The 21,698-nt window shown below is 71.9% G+C and carries 22 protein-coding genes; 12 read left to right on the top strand and 10 right to left on the bottom strand.

Annotated features, from left to right (window positions below):
• Window positions 1-196: 196 nt before the first annotated feature.
• The gene (locus CLV68_RS23705) at window positions 197-970 is read right to left on the bottom strand and encodes a hypothetical protein (protein WP_147460140.1); all 774 of its coding nucleotides are present in this window, start codon (window positions 968-970) and stop codon (window positions 197-199) included.
• 203 nt (window positions 971-1,173) lie between these two features.
• On the opposite strand from CLV68_RS23705, the gene CLV68_RS23700 reads away from it, so the two are divergent.
• The 6 genes from CLV68_RS23700 to CLV68_RS23675 all read left to right on the top strand — a co-directional run bounded on the left by CLV68_RS23700 (window position 1,174) and on the right by CLV68_RS23675 (window position 7,596).
• Window positions 1,174-2,361 carry a PucR family transcriptional regulator gene (locus CLV68_RS23700; RefSeq protein ID WP_121393114.1) on the top strand — a complete coding sequence of 396 codons (1,188 nt, stop codon included), beginning with the start codon at window positions 1,174-1,176 and terminating at the stop codon, window positions 2,359-2,361.
• Between the two features lie 162 nt (window positions 2,362-2,523).
• Window positions 2,524-3,447, top strand: a complete 924-nt coding sequence (locus CLV68_RS23695; protein ID WP_121393113.1) for an ACP S-malonyltransferase — start codon at window positions 2,524-2,526, stop codon at window positions 3,445-3,447.
• Window positions 3,444-4,418, top strand: a complete 975-nt coding sequence (locus tag CLV68_RS23690; RefSeq protein ID WP_121393112.1) for a beta-ketoacyl-ACP synthase III — start codon at window positions 3,444-3,446, stop codon at window positions 4,416-4,418. Before CLV68_RS23695 ends, CLV68_RS23690 begins: the two co-directional genes overlap by 4 nt.
• A 70-nt stretch (window positions 4,419-4,488) precedes the next feature.
• Window positions 4,489-4,740, top strand: a complete 252-nt coding sequence (locus CLV68_RS23685; protein ID WP_092776905.1) for an acyl carrier protein — start codon at window positions 4,489-4,491, stop codon at window positions 4,738-4,740.
• Between the two features lie 104 nt (window positions 4,741-4,844).
• Entirely contained in the window at window positions 4,845-6,092 is a 1,248-nt protein-coding gene (locus CLV68_RS23680) for a beta-ketoacyl-[acyl-carrier-protein] synthase family protein (protein ID WP_121393111.1), read from the top strand.
• A gap of 61 nt (window positions 6,093-6,153) precedes the next feature.
• The gene (locus tag CLV68_RS23675) at window positions 6,154-7,596 is read left to right on the top strand and encodes an acyl-CoA carboxylase subunit beta (protein WP_121393110.1); all 1,443 of its coding nucleotides are present in this window, start codon (window positions 6,154-6,156) and stop codon (window positions 7,594-7,596) included.
• Window positions 7,597-8,598: 1,002 nt separating this feature from the next.
• On the opposite strand, the gene CLV68_RS23670 is transcribed toward CLV68_RS23675, so the two are convergent.
• Together CLV68_RS23670 and CLV68_RS23665 are read right to left on the bottom strand one after the other, a co-directional pair.
• On the bottom strand, window positions 8,599-9,195 hold the full coding sequence (locus tag CLV68_RS23670) for a hypothetical protein (protein WP_147460139.1): 597 nt from the start codon (window positions 9,193-9,195) through the stop codon (window positions 8,599-8,601).
• Window positions 9,196-9,227: 32 nt separating this feature from the next.
• Complete coding sequence (locus tag CLV68_RS23665; RefSeq protein WP_121393108.1) at window positions 9,228-10,481, bottom strand: hypothetical protein; 1,254 nt, start codon at window positions 10,479-10,481, stop codon at window positions 9,228-9,230.
• Between the two features lie 417 nt (window positions 10,482-10,898).
• Between CLV68_RS23665 and CLV68_RS23660 the strand changes: the two genes are divergently transcribed.
• Window positions 10,899-11,402 carry a DUF3145 domain-containing protein gene (locus CLV68_RS23660; protein ID WP_092776915.1) on the top strand — a complete coding sequence of 168 codons (504 nt, stop codon included), beginning with the start codon at window positions 10,899-10,901 and terminating at the stop codon, window positions 11,400-11,402.
• Here CLV68_RS23660 and CLV68_RS23655 read toward each other — a convergent pair.
• Window positions 11,399-12,406: a D-cysteine desulfhydrase family protein gene (locus CLV68_RS23655; RefSeq protein WP_121393107.1), complete on the bottom strand. Its 1,008-nt coding sequence runs from the start codon at window positions 12,404-12,406 to the stop codon at window positions 11,399-11,401. The two genes, CLV68_RS23660 and CLV68_RS23655, sit on opposite strands and share 4 nt — an antisense overlap.
• 412 nt (window positions 12,407-12,818) lie before the next feature.
• Here CLV68_RS23655 and CLV68_RS23650 point away from each other — a divergent pair, with 412 nt between their 5' ends.
• A complete protein-coding gene (locus CLV68_RS23650) occupies window positions 12,819-13,157 on the top strand; it encodes a histone-like nucleoid-structuring protein Lsr2 (RefSeq protein WP_121393106.1) in 339 nt (112 codons plus the stop codon).
• A 75-nt stretch (window positions 13,158-13,232) separates the two neighbouring features.
• Here the strand turns inward: CLV68_RS23650 and CLV68_RS23645 are convergent, their stop codons facing one another.
• The 6 genes from CLV68_RS23645 to CLV68_RS23620 form a co-directional block, all read right to left on the bottom strand.
• The gene (locus tag CLV68_RS23645; protein ID WP_121393105.1) at window positions 13,233-14,078 is read right to left on the bottom strand and encodes an oxygenase MpaB family protein; all 846 of its coding nucleotides are present in this window, start codon (window positions 14,076-14,078) and stop codon (window positions 13,233-13,235) included.
• Between the two features lie 217 nt (window positions 14,079-14,295).
• Window positions 14,296-14,754 carry a hypothetical protein gene (locus CLV68_RS23640; RefSeq protein ID WP_121393104.1) on the bottom strand — a complete coding sequence of 153 codons (459 nt, stop codon included), beginning with the start codon at window positions 14,752-14,754 and terminating at the stop codon, window positions 14,296-14,298.
• Window positions 14,751-15,158 carry a VOC family protein gene (locus CLV68_RS23635; protein ID WP_121393103.1) on the bottom strand — a complete coding sequence of 136 codons (408 nt, stop codon included), beginning with the start codon at window positions 15,156-15,158 and terminating at the stop codon, window positions 14,751-14,753. The genes CLV68_RS23640 and CLV68_RS23635 overlap by 4 nt, the downstream gene beginning before the upstream one ends.
• A gap of 50 nt (window positions 15,159-15,208) precedes the next feature.
• Window positions 15,209-16,600 (bottom strand): NAD(P)(+) transhydrogenase (Re/Si-specific) subunit beta, encoded by a 1,392-nt coding sequence (locus tag CLV68_RS23630; RefSeq protein ID WP_121393102.1) that lies wholly within the window; start codon window positions 16,598-16,600, stop codon window positions 15,209-15,211.
• A complete protein-coding gene (locus tag CLV68_RS23625) occupies window positions 16,597-16,917 on the bottom strand; it encodes an NAD(P) transhydrogenase subunit alpha part 2 (protein ID WP_092776939.1) in 321 nt (106 codons plus the stop codon). Before CLV68_RS23625 ends, CLV68_RS23630 begins: the two co-directional genes overlap by 4 nt.
• Window positions 16,918-18,006 (bottom strand): Re/Si-specific NAD(P)(+) transhydrogenase subunit alpha, encoded by a 1,089-nt coding sequence (locus CLV68_RS23620; protein ID WP_121393101.1) that lies wholly within the window; start codon window positions 18,004-18,006, stop codon window positions 16,918-16,920. It abuts the gene before it with no gap.
• Between the two features lie 545 nt (window positions 18,007-18,551).
• Between CLV68_RS23620 and CLV68_RS23615 the strand changes: the two genes are divergently transcribed.
• The 4 genes from CLV68_RS23615 (at window position 18,552) to CLV68_RS23600 (ending at window position 21,695) form a co-directional block, all read left to right on the top strand.
• A complete protein-coding gene (locus CLV68_RS23615; protein ID WP_121393100.1) occupies window positions 18,552-19,802 on the top strand; it encodes a helix-turn-helix domain-containing protein in 1,251 nt (416 codons plus the stop codon).
• Window positions 19,803-20,050: 248 nt separating this feature from the next.
• The gene (locus CLV68_RS23610) at window positions 20,051-20,383 is read left to right on the top strand and encodes a hypothetical protein (RefSeq protein ID WP_121393099.1); all 333 of its coding nucleotides are present in this window, start codon (window positions 20,051-20,053) and stop codon (window positions 20,381-20,383) included.
• A gap of 106 nt (window positions 20,384-20,489) precedes the next feature.
• The gene (locus tag CLV68_RS23605; protein ID WP_121393098.1) at window positions 20,490-20,705 is read left to right on the top strand and encodes a hypothetical protein; all 216 of its coding nucleotides are present in this window, start codon (window positions 20,490-20,492) and stop codon (window positions 20,703-20,705) included.
• A gap of 288 nt (window positions 20,706-20,993) precedes the next feature.
• Entirely contained in the window at window positions 20,994-21,695 is a 702-nt protein-coding gene (locus CLV68_RS23600; RefSeq protein ID WP_121393097.1) for a hypothetical protein, read from the top strand.
• The last annotated feature ends 3 nt before the right edge of the window (window positions 21,696-21,698 follow it).

Here is a 21,698-nt window from a genome sequence, read left to right as displayed (position 1 = left end):
CGCATCAAGGTATGTGACCGATGGGGTTGTCGCTCGCGGGGCGGGGGCGGCGAAGGTAGCGGGGGTTATTCGCTTGGCCTTCGGCCGTCGCATCAAGCCGTCGCATCAAGGTGTGTAGACGATGGGGTTGTCGCCCATGGGGAACTGGTGGGGGGCATTCGATTCTTGGTCGTGCGGTGGGTGTGTGGGGTGGGGGTTAGGTGGTGGTGGGGTGTAGCCAGGGGTGGAGGGTGATCAGGGGGGGGGGGGGGGTTGTGAGGCGGGCGGCTAGGGCGGGGGTTAGGACTACTAGGTCGACGGTGAGTTTGTCGGCGGTTGTGGTGGCGTAGATGCCGGTGGTGGGGTCCGCCATGAAAGGCTCGATCGCCTTCTCGGTGACGTCGCGGACGTGTTGTTGGTCGGCGATGGAGAGGGTGTCGGCTGGGGCGGGGGTCACACAGAGGTTGCCCTGGTAGAGGGGTTCCAGGGCTTTGCGGACGTCCGCGGGATCGCCGTGGGCCACCTCGACGACCATCACCTGGGGGACGCGGGTGACCGCCTCGGTCGTCGTGGTGGTGGGGAAGCCGTTGGGCCAGCCGACGCGGAGGGGGCGGAAGTCCTCGGGGTGGCCGTGGACGTACTCGTGCAGCCGTTTGGTGTCGGCGTCGTTGCCGGGTTTCCAGCCGCCGGTAGGGGCGGGGCAGGGGACGGAGATGTCGGTGTCGGTCGCGGTGGGAGGAGTGGGTTCCTGGGTCGACACTTCGAGGGTGTCGCCGCGCCAGGTGCCGCGGAGGGTCACGGGGGTGGGGAGGCCATCGGGGTCGATGCCGGTGATGGGGACCCCGAAGCGGCAGGGGTTCGTGTCGGTGCCGAGGACCGGCGCAGGCGCGCAGAAGCGGGGTGGGCGGCCCGGTTCGGTGTGGATGGTGCCGGTGGCGACGGCCTGGTCGCCCTCGTGCAAGACCGGGAGGTCGCCGAGGGCGACCGACATCGAGAGCGAACCCGGGTCGCCGGGTGTGGTCTGGGCGCGCGGCCGGTGATCCGCGGTGGCGCAAGACGTGAGTGTGACGACCACCAGTGCCGCTGCCGAAAACCTGGTCCGAGCCCCCATGGCGCCTCCCCTATCGGTGATCGAGAAGTGTGGTGGGTGGTAGGGCCGGGGGACAAGGGAGGGGGTCGTGCGAGAGTGGTGGGATGAATGCGGCGTCGGAGGGGCTGTCCGGGGCGACGCTTGGGGCGGTGGAGCGGGCGTCGGGGAAGTTGGCGGCCGCGGCGGTGGCGGCGATGGACGAGCAGTTCGCCTGGTTCGGCCGGATGCCCGCCGACCAGCGGGCCTCGGTGCTGCTGGTGGCGCAGAACGGCGTCGCCGGGTTCACCGCGTGGTTGCGCGACCCGCGTGAGGCGCTGCGGCTGACCACCGACACCTTCCGCGGCGCGCCGAGGGACCTGTCGCGGTGGATAAGCCTCCGGCAGACGGTCGAGATGGTGCGGGTGTCGCTGCAGATCTTCGAGGACCTGGTGCCCGGCCTGGCCGCCGACGACGCCGAGCGGGCCGTGCTGTCCGAGGCCGTGCTGCGCTACGGCCGGGAGGTCGCGTTCGCCTCGGCGATGTCCTACGCCTCGGCGGCCGAGTCCCGCGGCGCCTGGGACGCGCGGCTGGAGGCGTTGGTCGTCGACGGGATCGTGCGCGGCGACGCCGAGGAGTCGTTGCTGTCGCGGGCCGCGGCGCTGGGCTGGGACCCGGCGGCCGAGGCGACCGTGCTGGTCGGCAACCCGCCGTCGGACGACCAGCCGACCGTGGTCTACGAGGTGCGCAGCCGGGCGGCCAGGGTCAGCAGGCCGGTGCTGCTCGGCGTGCAGGGCTCCCGGCTGGTGGTGGTGCTCGCCGGACCGGCCGAGGACACAGTCGACCAGGAGGTCCTGGTGAAGATGTCGGCCGCGTTCGGCGACGGCGCCGTCGTGGCCGGGCCGACGGTGTCGAGCATCGCCGAGGCGCACCGCAGCTCATCGGACGCGCTGTCGGGCCTGCGCGCGGTGGTCGCCTGGCCGGACGCGCCGCGGCCGGTGCGCTCGGCGGACCTGCTGCCGGAGCGGGCGCTGGCGGGCGACCCGGAGGCCGAGTGGCAGCTGATCGACCGGGTCGCGCGGCCGCTGGAGGAGGCGGGCGGGGCGCTGCAGGAGACCGTCGAGGCGTACCTGGCCACCGGCGGGGTCCTGGAGACCTGCGCGCGGCAGCTGTTCGTGCACCCGAACACGGTCCGCTACCGGTTGCGCAAGGCCGCCGAACTCACGGGCCGCAACGCGGGCGACCCGCGCGACGCCCTCGTGCTGCGGGTCGCGCTGGCGGTCGGACGGCTGTCACGGTCGCGCGGTCTCTGGTAACGGACGGCAACGGCATGGTGTCGCGCGCGACAACTGACAACGAATGGCCGTCTCGGGTGGTAATAGCGTGGTGACATTTGGAGGGTCTCCACAAACACGGTGCCCCGACTTGGTGAGCGACGGCATGCAGCCGAACGGCCGACGCAGTGTTGGCTGGACGACGTGATCGCACTACTCGCGCCAGGACAGGGTTCCCAGGCCCCCGGCATGCTCGCCCCATGGTTGGAGCTGCCCGGTGCCGCCGAGCGGTTGGCCGCGTGGTCGGAGCTGGCCGGGCTCGACCTGGCCAGGCTGGGCACCACCGCCGAGGCCGACGAGATCAAGGACACCGCGATCACCCAGCCGCTGATCGTCGCGGCCACGCTGCTGGCGGCCGAGGAGCTGGCCCGCCGGGTGGAGATCCCGGACGACGCCGTCATCGCGGGCCACTCGATCGGCGAGTTCGCCGCCGCGGTCATCGCCGGGGTGCTCACCGCCGAGGACGCGGTCGCGCTGGCCGCGGTGCGGGGCCGGGAGATGGCCGCCGCCTGCGAGCTGGAGCCGACCGGGATGGCGGCGCTGGTGCGCGGCACCGAGGAGGGCATCCTGGCCCGCCTCGACGAGCTGGGCCTGATCGCGGCCAACCGCAACGGCGCCGGTCAGATCGTGGCCGCGGGCAGCAAGTCCGCGCTGGAGAAGCTGGCCGCCGAGCCGCCGGAGGGCGCCAAGGCGATCACGCTGAAGGTCGCGGGCGCCTTCCACACCCACTACATGGCCCCGGCGCAGGACGCGCTGCGCGCGCACGCGGCGACCCTGTCGACCCCGGCCGACGCGACCCGCACCCTGCTGTCCAACGCCGACGGCGCCGTGGTCGGCTCGGGCACCGAGGTGCTCGAGCGGCTGGTCGCGCAGGTCACCAGCCCGGTGCGGTGGGACCGCTGCCAGGCCACCCTCGCCGAGCGCGGGGTCGGCGCGATCGTGGAGTTCCCACCCGCCGGTGCCCTGGTGGGACTGGCCAAGCGCGAGCTGAAGGGGGTGCCGACCGTGGCGCTCAAGACCCCGGACGACCTGGACGCGGTCGTCGAGCTGGTCGGGGGTGCGGCATGACGGCGCTGCGCTTGGCCCAGACCGCCACGGCCACCCGCATCCTGGGCGTCGGCTCGTTCCAGCCGGAGCGGATCGTCACCAACGACGAGCTCTCCCAGCACATGGACACCAACGACACCTGGATCCGCGAGCGGGTCGGCATCGCCGAGCGCCGCTTCGCCGGGCCGGACCTCAAGCTGGTCGACATGGCGGTCGCCGCCGGGTCCAAGGCGCTGGCCAACGCGGGCCTGGCGCCGACCGATGTGGACACGGTGATCCTGGCCAACTGCACCATGCCCACCCCGATCCCCAACGGCGCCGCCCAGGTCGCCGACCGGATCGGGGTCAAGGCCGCAGGCGCGTTCGACCTCAACGCCGCCTGCGCGGGCTTCTGCTACGCGCTGGGCACCGCGTCGGACCTGGTCCGGTCCGGGTCGGCGAAGCGGGTGCTGGTGATCGGCGCGGAGAAGCTGACCGACTGGGTCGACCCGACCGACCGGGCCAACGCGATCATCTTCGCCGACGGCGCCGGTGCCGCGGTGGTGGGCCCGTCGACCGAGCCCGGCATCGGACCGGTGGTGTGGGGCAGCGCGGGCGACCTGGTCGACATGATCGGGATGCGCGACGACCGGTGGATCTTCCAGGAGGGCCAGTCGGTGTTCCGCTGGGCCACCACCAAGATCGCGCCGATCGCGCTGCGCGCCCTCGAGGCGGCCGGGGTCAGCCCGGAGCAGGTGGACGTGCTGATCCCGCACCAGGCGAACCTGCGCATCGTCGAGGCGATCGCCAAGAAGCTGCGCGCCGTCGGCGCCAGGGAGGACATGGTCGTCGCCGACGACATCGTGCACTCCGGCAACACCTCGTCCGCCTCGATCCCGATGGCCATGGACCACATGCGCGCCGCAGGCCGGATCAAGCCGGGCGACGTGGCGCTGCTGATCGGGTTCGGCGCCGGCCTGTCCTACGCGGGGCAGGTCGTGATCTGCCCCTGACCCAGGGGCACCGCAACTCCCCGCCGGGTGTCGTACCCGGCGGGTTCGAACACTAGGAAGGACACCTCGCATGTCGGAGAAGCCGAGCGACGCCCAGATCCTCGATGGCCTTGCCGAGATCGTCGAAGAGGTCGCCGGGGTCGCGACCGACGACGTGACCGCGGACAAGTCCTTCGTGGACGACCTGGACATCGACTCGCTGTCGATGGTCGAGATCGCCGTGCAGGCCGAGGACCGGTTCGGCGTGAAGATCCCGGACGACGAGCTGGCGAACCTCAAGACCGTCGGCGACGCCGTCAACTACGTCTCCAAGCACGTCTGAGACGCGAGCACTCCCCAGCACCACCCGCCCGGCTCCACCCGCTCCCCCCTCAGTGCCGGCCGAGCGCCGGCGAGTTCCCCCATCCCGCTCGCGAAGGAAACCCGATGAGCAACGTCGATGTCGTCGTCACCGGGCTGGGCGCCACCACGCCGCTCGGCGGTGACGTCTCGTCCACCTGGGATGCCCTGCTCGCCGGAAACAACGGCGTCAGGGTCAACACGGCACCGTGGGTCGAGCGGTTCGACCTGCCTGCCAAGCTCGCCGCCACGCTGGCCGTCGAGCCGACCGCGGTCCTGCCCAGGGTGCAGGCCCGCAGGCTCGACCGGTGCGAGCAGATCGCGGTCATCGCCGCCAGGGAAGCCTGGGCGGACGCCGGGTTCGCCATCCCGACCGACGAGCACGAACCGGTCGACCCGGATCGGCTCGCGATCAGCATCGGCACCGGAATCGGCGGCCCGGTGACCCTGCTCGACCAGGACGACATCCTGGAGGAGCACGGTCTGCGCAAGGTCTCGCCGCTGACGGTGCCGATGCTGATGCCCAACGGCCCGGCCGCGCACGTCGGCATCGAGCTGCGCGCCAGGGCCGGGGTGCACACGGTGGCCTCGGCCTGCGCCTCGGGCGCGGAGGGCATCGCCAACGCCTGGCAGATGATCCAGAACGGCCGGGCCGACGTGGTGGTCGCTGGCGGCGCCGAGGCGTGCATCCACCCGATCACCGTGGCGGGCTTCTGCCAGTCGCGGACGCTGAGCACCCGCAACGACGCGCCGGAGCGGGCCTCGCGGCCCTTCGACGTCGACCGGGACGGGTTCGTGCTCGGCGAGGGCGCGGGTGTGGTGGTGCTCGAGCGCGCCGACCACGCCGCGGCCCGCGGTGCCCGGGTGTACGCGAAGGTGTCCGGCTACGGCATGACCTCCGACGCGCACCACATCACCGGCAACCACCCGGAGGGCATCGGCCAGATCGCGGCCATGACCAACGCGGTGCGCATGGCCGGGCTGACCCCGGGCGACGTCGCCCACGTCAACGCGCACGCGACCTCCACGGTGGTCGGCGACATCGGCGAGGCGGCCGCGATCCGCAAGGCGCTCGGCGAGCACGTCGTGGTGACCGCGCCGAAGGCATCGATCGGCCACCTGGTCGGCGGGGCGGGCGCGGTGGAGAGCATCGTGACGCTGCTGTCGATCTACTACGGCACGATCCCGGCCACCAGGAACCTGGAGAACCTCGACCCGAAGGTCGGCCTGGACGTGGTCACCGGTCAGCCGCGCAAGGTCGAGTTGGCCGCGGCGATCAACAACTCGTTCGGCTTCGGCGGCCACAACGTGGCCGTGCTGTTCACCGCCGCCTGACCGCGGGTCTTCGGCGGGTCTCAAGCCAGAGGGGGCTAGGGACAAGAGGAGTTCGGATCAGATGACCGCCCTGGTCACGCTGACACCACGCCCCGACAGCGAGCGCGAGGTGGACCCGCGGACCCCGCGGGTGCGCCTCGCGGCCCTGCTCGACGAGGACTCGCTGTCGCCGTTGCGGCCCGAGGACGCCAGTGGTGTGTTCGCCGTCCGCGGTCGCATCGATGGCGTGCGAGTGGTCGCCTTCTGCACCGATGCGACCCGGATGGGCGGGGCGATGGGCGCGGCGGGCTGCGCCACCATCGTTGCCGCGATCGACACGGCGTTGCGCGAACGCTGCCCGGTGCTCGGCATCTGGCACTGCGGCGGCGCACGCCTTGCGGAGGGGGTCGAGTCGCTCGACGCGGTGGGCACCGTGTTCGCCGCGGTGGTCCGCGCGTCCGGGCGGGTGCCGCAGATCAGCGTGGTGGTCGGTCCGGCCGCCGGGGGCGCCGCGTACGGGCCCGCGCTGACCGACGTGGTGATCATGTCCCCGGCAGGCAGGGTGTTCGTGACCGGCCCGGACGTGGTGCGCAGCGTCACCGGCGAGCAGATCGACCAGGAGGGCCTCGGCGGGATCGAGGCCCACGGGCGCAAGTCCGGCGTGGTGCACGTGGTCGCCGCCGACGAGCCGGACGCGTATGTCCGAGCGCGGCGGATCACCTGCCTGTTCGCCAAGCCCGGCCTGTTCGACCTGCACGCGGTGCGCGACGAGCAACCGTTGCGCGATCTACTGCCCGAGCGGCGCAACCGCGCGTACGACGTGAAGCCGTTGCTGCGCGGCATCCTCGATTGCGATGCGGCCGGGGTGGCCGAGTTCGAGGAACTGCAGGCCCGCTGGGCGCCCAACATCGTCATCGGCCTCGGCAGGCTGGGCGGCCGCACGGTGGGGGTCGTGGCCAACAACCCGCTGCGCAAGGGCGGCTGCCTGGACTCCCTGTCGGCGGAGAAGGCCGCGCGGTTCGTCCGGCTGTGCGACAGCTTCGGGGTGCCGCTGCTGGTCGTCGTGGACGTGCCCGGGTACCTGCCCGGGGTCGCCCAGGAGTGGGACGGCGTGGTGCGGCGGGGCGCGAAGCTGCTGCACGCGTTCGCCGAGGCCGTGGTCCCCCGGGTGACCCTGGTGACCCGCAAGTCCTACGGCGGCGCCTACGTGGCGATGAACTCGCGCTCCCTGGGCGCCACCGCCGTGTTCGCCTGGCCGGACGCCGAGGTCGCCGTCATGGGCGCCCGAGCCGCCGTCGGCATCCTGAACCGCAAACAACTCGCCGCCGCCCCCGACGACGAGCGCGAGGCCCTGCACGACCACCTCGCCGCCACCCACGAACGCGTCGCAGGCGGCGTGGACCGAGCAGTAGCCATCGGCGTCGTCGACGAGGTCATCGCCCCCCACCACACCCGCCGCCGCCTAGCCGAAGCCCTGGCCGCCGCCCCCGCAGGCCGCGGCGCCCACGGCAACATCCCCCTCTGAAAGCCACTTCCGCCCCCCGCTCCCACGGCGCCGTCTTCTCCCTGCCCGCCATGGCTGTGACCAGCGGGAACCTTTCCTGTCGACCGCCGAGATTCACCCGTTCCAGCGACAGAAGTTATCCACATCTGGATCTTGGGAGGGGCGCTTTCAAGATCGCCTGTCGGGGGGTACCGATAGACTGGCACAGGGCCGCCCCCCGGAGCGGGTGGGGGCTGGGCAGGGTCGGGACCGCGGGCGCGAGGGCGGCTAAGAGGGCTCGGTGGGGGCAAGGAGTGGCGTTGCGGCCGGGGCTCCCGTTGGGGCGTTCAGGGCAGGGTGGCCCGTGGGGATCGGGTGGCCGTTCGAGGCGGGGCCCTGTTGGGGACGGGGCACCCGTTCGAGGCGGGGTGCGTGTTCCGGGCGGGGTGCCCGATAGGGACAGGGTGCGCGTTCGGGACAGGGTGGCGCGTTGGGAATGGGCTCCCGTTCGGGGCAAGGTCGCGTTCGGGGCGGGACGGCCGTTGTCACGTTCGGGGCAGGGTGGCCCGCTTGGGGCGGAGTGCGCGTTCAGGACGGGCTGGCCCGTTGGGAGCGGGCTCGCGCTCGAGGCAACACGGCCTTGGGGCGTTCGGGGCGGGCGACCCGTTGGGACAGGCCGCCAGATCGGGACAGGGTGCGCCTTCAGGGCGGGTGCCCCGTCAGGAGCGGACTCCCGCTCGGGGCTAAGCGGCCGTTGGGCGTTCGGGGCAGGGCGGCCGTTGGGCGTTCGGCGCGGGGCGGCCCTGGGAGGACAGAGCGCCAGATCGGGACAGGGTGCGCGTTCAGGGCGGGGTGGCCCGTTGGGAGCGGACTCCCGCTCGGGGCTAGGCGACCGTTGGGGACTGGGCGGCGCTCGGGGCAGGGCGCCCGTCGGGAGCGGGGCGCTCGGTCGAAACAGGGTGCGCGTTCGGGCGGGGTACGCGTGGCTGGCAAACGCACGGTGGTCCGAAGAGTCGTCCGGCGCCTGAGCAGCCGAACGGTGGGTCAGCAGCGGTCGTGTTGTGGTGAGGCGCCGGTGGGGCCTGCGTCTATGCGCCATTCGCCCTCTACCTCGGTGAGGGGGAAGATGACGTTCCAGCGGATGCACTCGGCGGGCAGTTCCAGCGGGGCGTCGGCGGGGTCTTGTTTGCTGACGAAGGTGAGCAGGATCCTGGCGTTGCTGACGGGGCCGGTCTCGATGCGGTAGACGACGACGCTGCCGTCCTGGGTGGTGCGGTAGGCGGCGCGCCAGGTGTCCTCGGGCATGTCCTTGACGCGGGCCTCGGTGACGGTGGTCTTCCAGCGGGCGTAGTTCTTGCCGTTGATGGCGTCGAAGTAGGTCTGCAGGAGTTGGCGGACCGTCTCGTAGAGCGGGTGGCCGGTGGCGTCCTGGGTGGCGCGGACGTCGCGGGGGCCCGGTTGGGCGCTGATCGGGATGGCGCTCGCGCTGGGCAGGATCGGGGCGGACTGGGACTGCCGCTCGACCGCGACGGTCGCGTACAGCTCCCTGGCGACCATGGCGGCCGCGGCGGCGGCGACCACGGCGACGAGGATCACCGGGAGCAGCCACCGTTGGCGCTCCTGGTCAGGGGCCGGATGCACGCCGCCAGCCTGCCACAGGCGCGCCGGGGAACTCAGCCCGACAGGGTGATCCGCATGGCCCGGCCGACGATCTCGCGCAGCACCGGGTCGTCCTGGGTGGAGGGTTGGTCCAGCCACACGACCTGGACCAGCTTGACGCTGTTGCCCTCGCGGCCGGAGGCGCGCAGCGCGGTCTGGAACGGCGGCACCGCCCCGCCCGGCCAGGCGACGCCCTCGGCGGCCTGGTCGAGCACGGTCCCGGCGCCGGGGCGGTCGAGGACGGACTTGAGCTCGGCGGCCGAGGTGCTGCCGGTGAAGCGCAGGACGCCGACGAGGACGGCGGCGCGGTGGCCGGTGGTGGTGGCCTCGAAGCGGCCGCGCAGCAGGCGGGCGCAGCCGTTGCGCTCCAGCCAGGTCCGGACCTCGCCGTCGGTGTGGGCGGCGCAGTCGGTGGCCGAAGCGGTGCCGACGCCCGCGAACTCCACGGCCGCCTGCGCCGGGGCCCCGGTGCCGCGCGCGGGTCCGGTCGAGGAGTTGTCGGCGCTGACCGCCACGGCGATGCCGACCACGAGCACCAGCGCGACGACAACCGCCGCCACCACCGGCCACCAGCGCACCCGCTTGGGCTTGGCGGCAGGCGCGGGGCGGCGCAGGGCGGTCAGCGGCAGGATCGTGGTGCGCTCGGCGGCGGCCTCGGCGGAGAGGCCGTCCGGGAATCCCTCGGCGGCCAGGTCGTCGTCGGTGAGCGTCGAACCCGGTTCCAGAACGGCGAGCACCCGGCGGAGTTCGTCAATGGGGCACGGCCGGGTGTGCACGGCGAGTTCCCTGGCGACCGCGAGCAGTGTCATCGGTTCCGGGTGCAGAATCCGAACACCCCGGTCTTTGTCGGCGGTGGGCTGGTCGACCTGGGACACATAGGGACCGACCGCGACAACGGTGCACACCGGGAGTGGGCGCGGTTGTTTCTCGCGGACCAGGGCCGCGACCGCAGCGGTGGCGCCGAGCGCGTTGGCCGCCGGGTTCACCGGCCCGTCCGGCCTGCTGATCGGCCAGCCGTCGACCTTCCAGCGGTCCTCGAGCGGGGCCTCCAGCCGCAGCGCCGGGTCCGGCAGGTCGACGCCGAGCACCACGAGCACGCCGCGGGGCAGCAGGACCACCGCCTCCACCGCGGAGCCGAACCCCGGTACCCGCACGCCGAGCAGGGCGATCCCGCCCGCGACCGCGTCGCCGCGGCCCCACGAGGTCAGCGCGGCCCGCACGTGCATGCCCACCTCGGACGTCGTCTCACCGACGCGGACCAAGCGCACGGGCGTCACCTCCGGCAGCGAGTTGGTGGGATTCCCACCATGGCATGACACGCTAGCGGGAGCACCACACGACCGAGTGACGAGATGGCCGCACGTGCCGGAGACCCGCCCATGTCTCACCGGGTCGGGGTAGCCCGATCGCGGAAAGATCACGACTTCACGCAACTCCGCCCCGTCCCGCGCGTCTTCTGGGGAAGATCAACCGGGGCGGTCGGGGGGAAAACCACCGCCCCGGCCGCGCCGTGCCCGCATTCCGGGCGCAATTGCTGGGGCGTGGGGTGATTTCGGGGTTCGTGTGGCCAAAGTGTCCGGTGGCAGGGCACAATGGCGCCGGGAATACCGCGTGTGGTCAGCAGACACCCGTTCCGGCGCAGGACGTAGGGGAAGACGATCCTCGTCGAGCAGCGGAGGTCAGCAGTGAGCACCCGTGGCAACACCCAAGGTGTGGTGTACGTCCACTCGTCGCCGGCTGCGGTCTGTCCGCATGTCGAGTGGGCGATCTCGGGCACCCTCGGGGTGCGCGCCGAGTTGCGCTGGACAGCGCAACCGGCCGCCCCCGGTCTGCTGCGCGCGGAATGCGCGTGGACCGGCGAACAGGGCACCGGGTCGAAACTGGCCGCCGCCCTGCGCGCGTGGCCGATGACCCGGTTCGAGGTCACCGAGGAACCCAGCCACGGCATGGACGGCGAGCGCTACTGCTACGCCCCCACGCTGGGCCTGTGGCGGGCGCGCACCAGCGCCAGCGGCGACATCGTCGTGGACGAGAACCAACTGCGCGCCATCGCCGCCTCCGCCCGCGGTGGTGAGTCCTTCGCGTTCAAGGTCGACGAACTGCTCGGCGCCTCGTGGGACGAGGCGCTGGAGCCGTACCGGCGCGCCGGTGATGGCGCGCCGGTGACCTGGCTGCACCGGGTCGGCTAGCCGCCGAACTCGACCGCCACCTCCGGCGCGTAGGCGAACAGGCCAGGCAGTCCACCGGTGTGCAGGAAGACGATGGTCTCGGCCTGCCCGATCTCCCCCGACCGCGCGGCCGCCACCAGGTAGGCGGCCGCCTTGCCGGTGTAGACGGGGTCGAGCGTGATGCCCTCCGTGCGGGCGAACAGGGCCAGCGCGGCCCACACGTCCGGGGTGGGGATGCCGTAGCCGGGGCCGACCGCGCGGTCGTCGGTGTGCAGGGTCGCCAGCGCGGGCTCGGGGGCGCCGAGCAGGGCGGCGGTATCCGTGGCGAGGCGGGTGATGTCGGCGCGGGACTCGTCGGCGGTGTGCGACACGCAGGCGGCGTCGAGGCGGATCGAGCGGCCGTCCAGGCCGAGCGCGACGCCCGCGGCGGTGCCCGCGCTGCCGACCGGCACGACGACCCGGTCCGGGGTGATGCCTGCCGCGTCGAGTTGGGTGAGCAGTTCGGCGGTCGCGGACACGTACCCGAGGACCCCGGTGGCGTTCGAGCCGCCGACCGGGATGGTGATGGCGGTCCGGTCGTGCTCGGCGGCGTCGGCGGTCAACTCGCGCAGCTTTTCGGCAACCTCGTGTTCATCGGCGCAGAGGTGGATGTTCGCCCCGAAGACACGGTGCAGCGCCATGTTCCCGGACCGCTCATAAGCCTCACCCGATCGCGGGACGGCGCGGGTCAGCACAAGATCACACCGCAGACCCAGGCGCGCGCACGCGGCAGCGGTCTGCCTGCCGTGGTTGGTCTGCAAGGCGCCGAATGTGATCACCTGCTCGACCCCGTCGGCCACCGCGGAACCGAGCAGGAACTCCAGTTTTCGCAGCTTGTTGCCACCCACCCCCAATCCACTGACGTCATCGCGCTTCACCAGCAGGCGGCTGACGCCGAGTGCGGCGGCGAGCCTGGGGCAGTCGTCGAGCGGGGTCGGCCAATGACCGAGCGGGAGCCGGGGGAACGCGGTCAGCGGGTGCGTCATGGGCGAACTGTAACGCCGGCGGGCCGCCAAGCGAGAAGGCCCGGATTGGGCCGCCGGAAATACCTGACCGACCCCCATGTTGCCTGGTAGGCAATTACCGCCGAACGGGTGGCGGTTTACGACCCCCGATTCCACTTACGGGTCTGAGCTGCGAAAACGCTGGATCGGAAGCAGGCCATACGGCCCGGTTCGGACCAACCGGGCACGTCGCTTTCTCGCTAGTGGACCGGCTACCCCCGATGGGGTACTAATAAAGGGACCGCCGCCCCGGGGCGCTGGCTGGTTCCGCGACCGGGCTACCGATACGCTTCCCCCGATCGGTTCAGCAATACCCGGACCGCGGCCGGGACCGGCGATGGAATTAGCCGCCGGACCGGGCCGGGAAACGAACTCTCATCACGCGGAGGAAACCGTGGCGCAGAAGACAGTTGTGGAACTCGTCGACGACATCGACGGTGGCCGGGCGGACGAGACCGTCGCCTTCGCCATCGACGGCGTGGAGTTCCTGATCGACCTCTCGAGAGAGAACGCCGCACGACTGCGAGATTCCCTCGCCCAGTACGTCGGGCACGCCAGGCGCACCGACGGCAGGAAAGCCCGCAACGGCACCCTGCGCCGCTTCGGCCCGACCCGGTTGGACAACCAGGCCATTCGGGAATGGGCGCGCTCCCAGGGGGAGAACATCGCCGAGCGCGGCCGCATCCCGCAGGCGCTGGTGACCAAGTTCCAGGAAGCCCACGGCACCTCCTGAGGGTGACCGCGGTCCCGGCGCCGCCGCCTGCCCGGACACCCGCCACGGGCAGGCAGGCCGCCGAGGGCCAGGCCGCTAGGCGGGCAACCGGTGCGGCGAGGGGGCCGACCACGCACCGAGCCTGCGCACGGCGGCGACGACGGCGGGTTCGGGGGCTCCCAGGGCCCGGATGACCCCGCGCAGGTGCGGCGCGGTGGAGCGCAACGCCCTGGCCAGCGCCGTGGTCATGCCCCGGGGGTACGGGGAGCGGCCGTAGTGGTGGTGGGCCCAGGTGGGCAGTAGCGAGTAGCTCAGGTGTCCGATGGTGGGCTCGTAGAGCGCGACGCCGAACGCGAGCCGCCCGCGCAGCGGTGGGCGGTGCAGGAAGGCGTAGATCACGTCCGCGTCGGGGGTGCGGCGCAGCAGCGGGCGGATCTCGCGCAGGTAGGCGCGCATGGCATCGGTCGAGCCGGGCACCTCGTCCGGGTCGAGACCGACGAGCGCGGCGGTGGCGCGCTGCTCGTGCAAGTAGCGGTCGGCGTGGACCTTGGTCAGCGGGTAGCCCGCGCGGCGGACAACAGCGAGGAATGACGACACCTCGGCGCAGTGCACCCACAGCAGCAGTTCCGGGTCGTCGATCCGGTAGGTCTCACCGCTCTCGGGGTCGGTCGCGCGCAAGGCGCGGTGCACACCACGGACCCTCGCGGCGGCGGCGTGCGCCTCTTGCACCGTGCCGTAGGTGGTGACGCCGACGAAGTCTGCGGTGCGCTTGAGCCTGCCGAGCGGGTCGGTGCGGAAGTCGGAGTTCTGCACGATGGCCGCGACCGCCCTCGGGTGCAGCGCTTGCAGGTAGAGGCTACGGACGCCGCCGAGCCACATCGCCGGGTCGGCGTGCAGCTGCCAGGTCACCGAGTCCGGTCCGAACAGCCCGCGTTCGCCCATCTCCCGAGTGTGCCACGCCCACCACTATTGCGACACAGGCTCGCATTCCACGTCGCGGAATCCTCCGAAACCGGAGCGGTCGATTGAGACCGGCCGCGTGCGGCACGAAAACACCACGGTGCACCAGGTAAGCGAAGTCAACTGGTTCCGCGATTAACCACAGACGTCGCCTGCGGTCCGAAAAGGCCGGTGGTGATTCCGCCGAACCGACTCGCGGTCAGCTGATCCCGGAGGTGGTGGCACCCTGAGGTTCGACCTGGCTGAGGAACTCCTCGATCCGCCGCTCCCTGCGGTACCCGGGCCGGTAGTGGGCGCGGTCGAGCGGGATCACCTTGTCGCCCACCGTGATCGCCGGGTACCGGTACACACCGCGGCCGAGCGGGGCGCGCGCGTCGCGCCGCCACAGGCCGTCGACATCGGCCAGCACTACCGTGCGCAGGCCGCGGACGGTCCGGACGCCCAGCTTGCCGTCGCGGATGAAGCAGTACGGGAACAGCGCCTGGTAACCGGTCGCGGCGGCCGTGGTGCAGGCCGCCGCGACGAACAGGACCTTGTCGAGCCCGCTCTCCGGTGTCCACAGCAGCACCGCGAGCACCACCCCGAGCAGGCACGCCGACGCCGTCCACAGCAGACCGATCCGCTCGACCGGGTGCCGGTACAGGGCGAGCGGTCTCACGGCCGCGCGGTGATCTGCTGCACTGCCCAGCCGTTGCCGTCCGGGTCGCTGAAGAAGAGGAAGCCCGAGTTGTTCAGGTCGTCGTCGTCGGTCGCGGGCCGGAAACCGCCCTCGCGGGAGGCGTACTGGACCTCGCCGACCTCGACCCCGCGCGCGACGAGCTCCGCGTGCGCCGCGCGGATGTCGTTGACCACCAGCTGCAGGCCCTGCAGCGATCCGGGCTCCATCGACCCCATGCCGATGACGATCGAGCAGCCCGAGCCGGGCGGGGTGAGCTGCGCGAACCGCACCGACCCGGCCTGGGTGTCGTGGTCGACGTGGAAACCGAGCCGGTCGGCGTAGAACGCCTTCGCCCGCTCCACGTCGCTGACCGGCACGACGACGACTTCCAGGGTCCACTGCATGAGGTCCTCCAACCAGCCGGGCCGAACGGCCCAAGCATGGCAGAAGGGTCTCAGAGCGCCTTCAGTTCCTCCGTGACATCGGCGACCGACGCCTTCGCGTCACCGAAGAGCATGGTGGTCTTCGGGTCGAAGTAGAGCGCGTTGTCGACGCCCGCGAACCCCGGCGCCATGCCGCGCTTGAGCACGATCACCGAGCGGCTCTCGTCGACGTTGAGGATCGGCATGCCGTAGATCGGCGAGTCCTGGTCGGTGCGCGCGGCCGGGTTGGTCACGTCGTTGGCGCCGATGACCATGGCCACGTCGGTGCGGGCGAACTCGCGGTTGATGTCGTCCATCTCCTTGAGCCGCTCGTAGGGCACGTCCGCCTCGGCCAGCAGCACGTTCATGTGGCCGGGCATCCGGCCCGCGACCGGGTGGATGGCGTAGTACACCGACACCCCGCGCGACTCCAGCAACTCGGCCATCTCACGCACCGCGTGCTGGGCCTGCGCCACCGCCATCCCGTAGCCGGGGACGATGATCACCTGGTTGGCGAAGGCCATCTGGATCGCGGCGTCCGAGGCGCTGGTGCGCCGGACCGTCTGGTCGCCGGTGGCCTGGGTCGTGCCGCCGCCCCCGCCACCGCCGAACCCACCGGCGACGATCGCGGGGATGGACCGGTTCATCGCCTTGGCCATCAGGTTGGTCAGGATCGTGCCGGAAGCACCGACGATCATGCCTGCCACGATGAGTGCGGTGTTGTCCAGCGCCAGGCCCATGGCCGCGGCGCTGAGGCCGGTCAGGGCGTTGAGCAGCGAGATGACCACCGGCATGTCCGCGCCGCCGATCGGCAGCACCACCATCACGCCGAGCACGGCCGAGGCCAGCAGCAGCCCGATGATCAGCAGCTGCGCGTCGCCGCCACCGATGATCACCACCGCGAAGGCGATCGAGGCCAGCAGCAGCACCAGGTTCAGCGGCTGCTGGAGCCTGCCGATCCCGACCGGGCGACCGGTGATCACCTCCTGCAGCTTGCCGTAGGCCACCAGCGAGCCCCAGAACGAGATCGAGCCGACGATCGCGGAGAACAGGCTGGCCACCGCGACGTGCGCGGGCGAACCGTCGAACCCGTGGCTCTCCCGGAACTCCACCCACGCGATGAGCGCGACCGCGCCGCCGCCGACCCCGTTGAACAGGGCCACCATCTGCGGCATCGCGGTCATCTTCACCTGCTTGGCCGACGGCACGCCGACCGCGGTGCCGATCCCGACCCCGAGCAGGATCAACCACCAGTTGCCCATGCCGGGGGTCAGCAGGGTCGCCACGACCGCGACCCCCATGCCCGCGGCGGCGATCCAGTTGCCGCGCACCGCGGTGCGGGGACCGGTCAGGCCCATCAAGCCGTAGATGAACAGGGCGAAGGCCACGATGTAGAGCAGCTGGATGACGACATCGCGGCTCATCGCTGCTCCTTCTTCTGGTTGGTCTTGCTCCCACCCGCCCGCCCTGGCGCCTTGAACATCGACAACATCCGGTCAGTCACCAAGAAGCCGCCGATGACGTTGATCGTGCCGAAGGCGATGGCGATGACCAGCAGGATCTTGTCCAGCACGCCCTCGGCACCGAGTCCGGCGACGATGAGACCGCCGAGCAGGACGATGCCGTGGATGGCGTTGGTGCCGGACATCAACGGGGTGTGCAGCGTGTTGGGGACCTTCGAGATCACCGCGAAACCCACGAAACCCGCGAGCACCAGGATGGCGAGGTTCTGCACCAGCATCTAGACCTCCTGCCCGGTGACGCAGGCACCCGCGACCACCTCGTCGGTGAAGTCGAGCGCGAGCGCCCCGTCCTTGGCCACCAGCAGGTCCAGCAGCGCGGCGACGTTGCGGGCGTAGAGCTCGCTGGCGTGCTCGGGCATGGTGGCGGGCAGGTTCAGCGGTGCGGCGATGGTCACCGCGTGCTCGACGACGACCGCGCCGGGACTGGTGAGCTCGCAGTTGCCGCCGGACTCCCCGGCCAGGTCGACCACGACGCTGCCCGCGCGCATCCCCTGCACCGCCTCGGCGGTGACCAGCGTCGGCGCGGTGCGGCCGGGCACCTGGGCGGTGGTGATCACCGCGTCGAACCCGGTGATCGCCTTGGCCAGTTGCCGTTGCTGCTCCGCGCGTTCGTCGTCGGTCAGCGCGCGGGCGTACCCGCCGCTGCCGGTCGCCTCGATGCCCAGGTCCAGCCACTGCGCGCCGACCGAGCGGACCTGGTCGGCGACCTCGGGCCGCACGTCGTAGCCGGTGGTGTGCGCGCCGAGCCTGCGCGCGGTCGCCAATGCCTGCAAGCCCGCGACTCCGACGCCGAGCACGAGGAGTTTCGCGGGCGGGACCGTTCCCGCGGCGGTGGTCAGCATCGGGAAGAACCGGGTGAGGTGCTCGGCGGCCAACAACGCGGCGCGATACCCGCCGACATTGGCCTGCGAGGACAGCGCGTCCATCGACTGGGCGCGGGAAATGCGCGGGATCGACTCCATCGCGAACGCCGTGACACCCGCCGCGCGCAGAGCTTCCGCCTTTTCCGGTTGGGTCAACGGGGCCAGGAAGCCGATGAACACCGCACCGGCGCGGAGTCTGGCGATCTCGTCGTCGGTCGGCACCGCGACCTTGACCACCACGTCGGCCGACCACGGGTCGCCCAGCGCCGCACCGGAATGGACATACGCGTCATCGGGGATGAGCGCCGCCGAGCCAGCGCCTGGCTCGACGACCACGGAGATGTTCCTGGCGGCCAGCCGCTCGACCACCTTCGGCACGAGCGCGACCCGCCGCTCGCCCCCCGCGGTCTCAGCGGGCACGCCCACCACTGTGTTGGCGGTCACAGTACAGTTGTACCATTTGCGGCCACCGACCGCTGGTCATCACCAGTTGCCACTCGGCCGACCCGGGCGGCGGCCCGGTCCACTCCACCAGCCGCCGGAAAATGTAGCCGATAGTAGGCTGGAAATCCGCGCCGTCGATTTACCGGGGGAATACCCACGGTGGGTCCGGACGTCATGGCCATCGCGCACCACGTACCGCCGAAAAGACGCGAAAAGAACCCTTTGACGGTGTTCCGAGCGGCGCAGTTGCCCGCACTGCTCCACTCGATGGGCAATGCGTGTGAAGCAGATCACAGCCGGTTGTCCCGGATCGCGCACACCGATAGCTTTCAGAGGGTAATGGGGGCTCACCATCGCGAATGACCCGGAGCGCACGGCTTCGGGAACTGGGGAACGCGAGAGGCTGATCTAAGGTCACGCAGTCGGTCGTGGCCTGCGCCCGCGCAGCGCGTTCTGGGGTGAACACAGCGTCTGCGCGGCAAGCGGTCCACTCGCGTCGATCGCACCGCCACCGAGCGTGGCCGACCTTGTGAGGTTTGACGACCATGCACACAGCACGATCAACCGGGGCACTGCGGGCGGACCGCCCGGCCACCGAGCTCGGCGAGTTCCTGCTGGCGACCCGGCTGCGCCGGGGGATGACGCAGTCGCGCCTCGCGGTGCGCTCGGGGGTCAGCGAGCGCACCATCCGCGACCTCGAACTCGGCAAGGTCGAGCGGCCGCGCAAGCAAACCCTGCTGCTGCTCGCCCGCGCGTTGCACATGAGCCCGTCGGACCACCTGCGGCTGCAGTCCGGCGGCGCGGTACCCGCCACCGCGTCCCAGCTGCCGCCCACCGCCGCCGCGCCGCTGGTCGGCCGGGACAGGGTGGTCACCGGGGTGGTCGAGCTGCTCACCACCGGCGGGCACCGCTGGGTGTCCCTGGTCGGCGTCGCGGGCGTGGGCAAGAGCAGGGTCGCGGCCGAGGTGGCCAGGGCGCTGCACGACGCGGTGCCCGACCCGGTGTGGTGGGTCGACCCCGGCGCGAGCCCGGCCCCGCTGCCCGGCACGGTCGCCGACCTGCTGCTCGGCGGCGCGAGCCCGCGGCTGGCCGAGCTGGCCGCCCTGGTCGGCGACACCCCGGCGTACCTGGTGGTCGACGACCGGGTGCCCGGCCGGGTGCCCGAGTCCGGTCTGGCCGAGCTGCTGAGCCGATGCCCCCGGCTGCGGCTGCTCACCACCGCGCGCGTGCCCTCGGCCAGGCCGGAGGCGCACACCGTCGCGCTGCGGCCGCTGGCCGCGCGCGGTGACGGGCCGGACTCGCCCGCCACCCGGCTGCTGGTCTCGCGGTTGCGCGCCCAGGGCCAGGACCGCTCGTTCCCGGCCGCCGAGCTGCGTGAGCTGTGCGACGCGCTCGACGGCGTCCCGGCCGCGCTGATCGCCGCGGCGAGCTGGTTCCCGCTCTACCCGCTGCCGCGGCTGGTCGAGGCGGCCCGCCGCGACCCGTTCCAGCTCACCACCCCGGCCGGGCCAGCCACCCGGCGCGTCGTCGGCGACCTGCGCGCGGCGGTGACGGCGACGCTCGACGGGCTGCGCGGGTCCGACACCGCGCTACTGGCCGGGCTCGTCGGTCCCGGCCGGTCGGTGCGCGACGTGGCGCGCGAGCGCGGCGTCCCGGAGCAGGTGGCCGCGGCGGCGTTGCACCGGTTGCTCCAGGCCGGTCTGATCCGGCCGACCGGGGTGCCCGGGGAGTTCCGCGCGCTGAACATGGTCCGGTCGCTGCTGGCCCCGCGCCGGGTGGGACCGCCCCGGCGGTGAGCAGGCGGCCGCCCCGACCCGCACCCGGTCGTCGGGGCTGCCCCGAGAGCGTCTCCGACTGGAGATGATCCGTGCCTGGTATCGGCCTACAGCCCGGCCGGGCCACTTCGCCGGTGCGCACCGGTGTCGCGGTCCGGTTGGTCAGCCCCGCACCGGACCGCGGTCGAGGTGGGATTCCCCCCTCGACCGGCGGTACCGTCGGTCGACGGCCGCGGCGAACGCGGGCGCGAGCGGGACGGGGGCAGGCCATGGCAGGCGAGTTCGACAGCACCAGGGAGACCATCGCGGAGGTGGCCGAGTCGGCCGCGGCGCACGCGGGCAAGATCGCGGTGATCATCGCGGACGCCGTGCGCGACATCGCCAAGGAGGTCGGCGCCTGGGTCACCGAGGTCGTCGACGCGGGCGCGGCGGCCAGGGACTCGGCGGCCGACCACGGGGACGTCGTCGACACCCCGGTCGCCCCCGAGCCCGTCGTCCCGCCGGAGCCGGTCGTCGACACCGAGGCGAACGCCAGTGCCGAACCGACCACTGACGCCGAGGCGGACGGGGCGGCCGGTGGTGGAGCGGTGCGGGAGCGCTAGCCAGTCGATCGGGTGATCACTCTACTGTGGACTCGCCGCGCGCGGCGGGTTCTGCCAGGCTGCTAGCCGCTGTCAACCCCCTGCCGGACTAGGAGCACAAACCCGCATGCGCACAACAGTTCTGCGCCTCGGAACCGCACTCGGTTTCGTCGCGTTCACCCTCGGCCTGGCTACCGCGACCGCGACGAGCGCGGCGGCCGAGACCACCGACGGCGGTGTCACCGGCGAGTCGATCGTGCCGGACCTGACCATCAACGTGATCAACGCCGACTCGGTGAACGTGGCCAGCCCACTGATCGACCTCACCGGGACCAACCCCTGATCGGAGCAGTCCGAGCACGCCGGGCCGGGGCTTTTGCTCCGGCCCGGCGTTTTTATGATCACGCCACCCACGGACGGGTGTCCTCCTATCGTGGGCGCGGCGATCAGTGAGTTCCGCTCACCGCAGCCGGTTTCTTCCCCCGAAGGTGTACCAATCGCAGTACAAGGGCCATCCGGGCGCGAAATTCGATCACGAACGTGGCCACCCCAATGTGGACTCGCCAGGGCCATTGTCCTTCTGGAACGCTCATGAGTGTCCAATTCGGCCAGTCACTAGGAGCTCTTCCCCATGCGCAAAGCCGCACTCCGCCTCGGTTTCCTGGCAACTGCCACGGCTCTCGCCGTCGGCTTCGCGGCCCCGACGGCCTCCGCTGAGGCGACGGACATCCCGGTGTCCGCGGTCGTCACCCTCCTCGCGAACGCGAACATCGACATCGCGGGTCTCGACGACGACCTGCTCGAGGACCTCGCCGACCACGACTCGATCTACGAGCTCGAGCACCTGCTCGACTGGGCCAACGACCTCGCGGCCGACCTGGACATCGACGTCGAGGACGCGCTCTGGATCCTCAACGAGGAGCTGGACGGCGACGGCCTGCTCGGCGACCTGCTCGACGGTCTGGACATCGACCTGGACCTCGACCTGGACCTGCTCGACGACCTCGACCTCGATGACATCCTCGACCTCGACGGCGACCTGCTGGGCAATCACGGCCTGCTCGACGACCTGCTCGACGGCGACCTGCTCGACCTCGACATCGACGCCGACATCGACCTCGACCTGCGCGGCACCCACAGCCACAACGCCAGCACGGGCAACACCGACACCACCAGCCCGGTCGCCCCGGTCACCGATGTCGTCGCCGACGTGACCGACACCGTCACCGACGTGACCGCCCCGGTCACCGACGCGGTCAGCGACCTGACCAACAACCTGACCGACACCACGAACACCGGTGCGGACAGCGGCGTGGACACCGAGTCCAAGTAACGC

The organism is Actinokineospora cianjurensis (assembly GCF_003663795.1).
GTDB lineage: Bacteria > Actinomycetota > Actinomycetes > Mycobacteriales > Pseudonocardiaceae > Actinokineospora > Actinokineospora terrae.
Note: the sequence above shows the minus strand (reverse complement) of the source record. Positions and strands in the feature narration are given on the sequence as shown.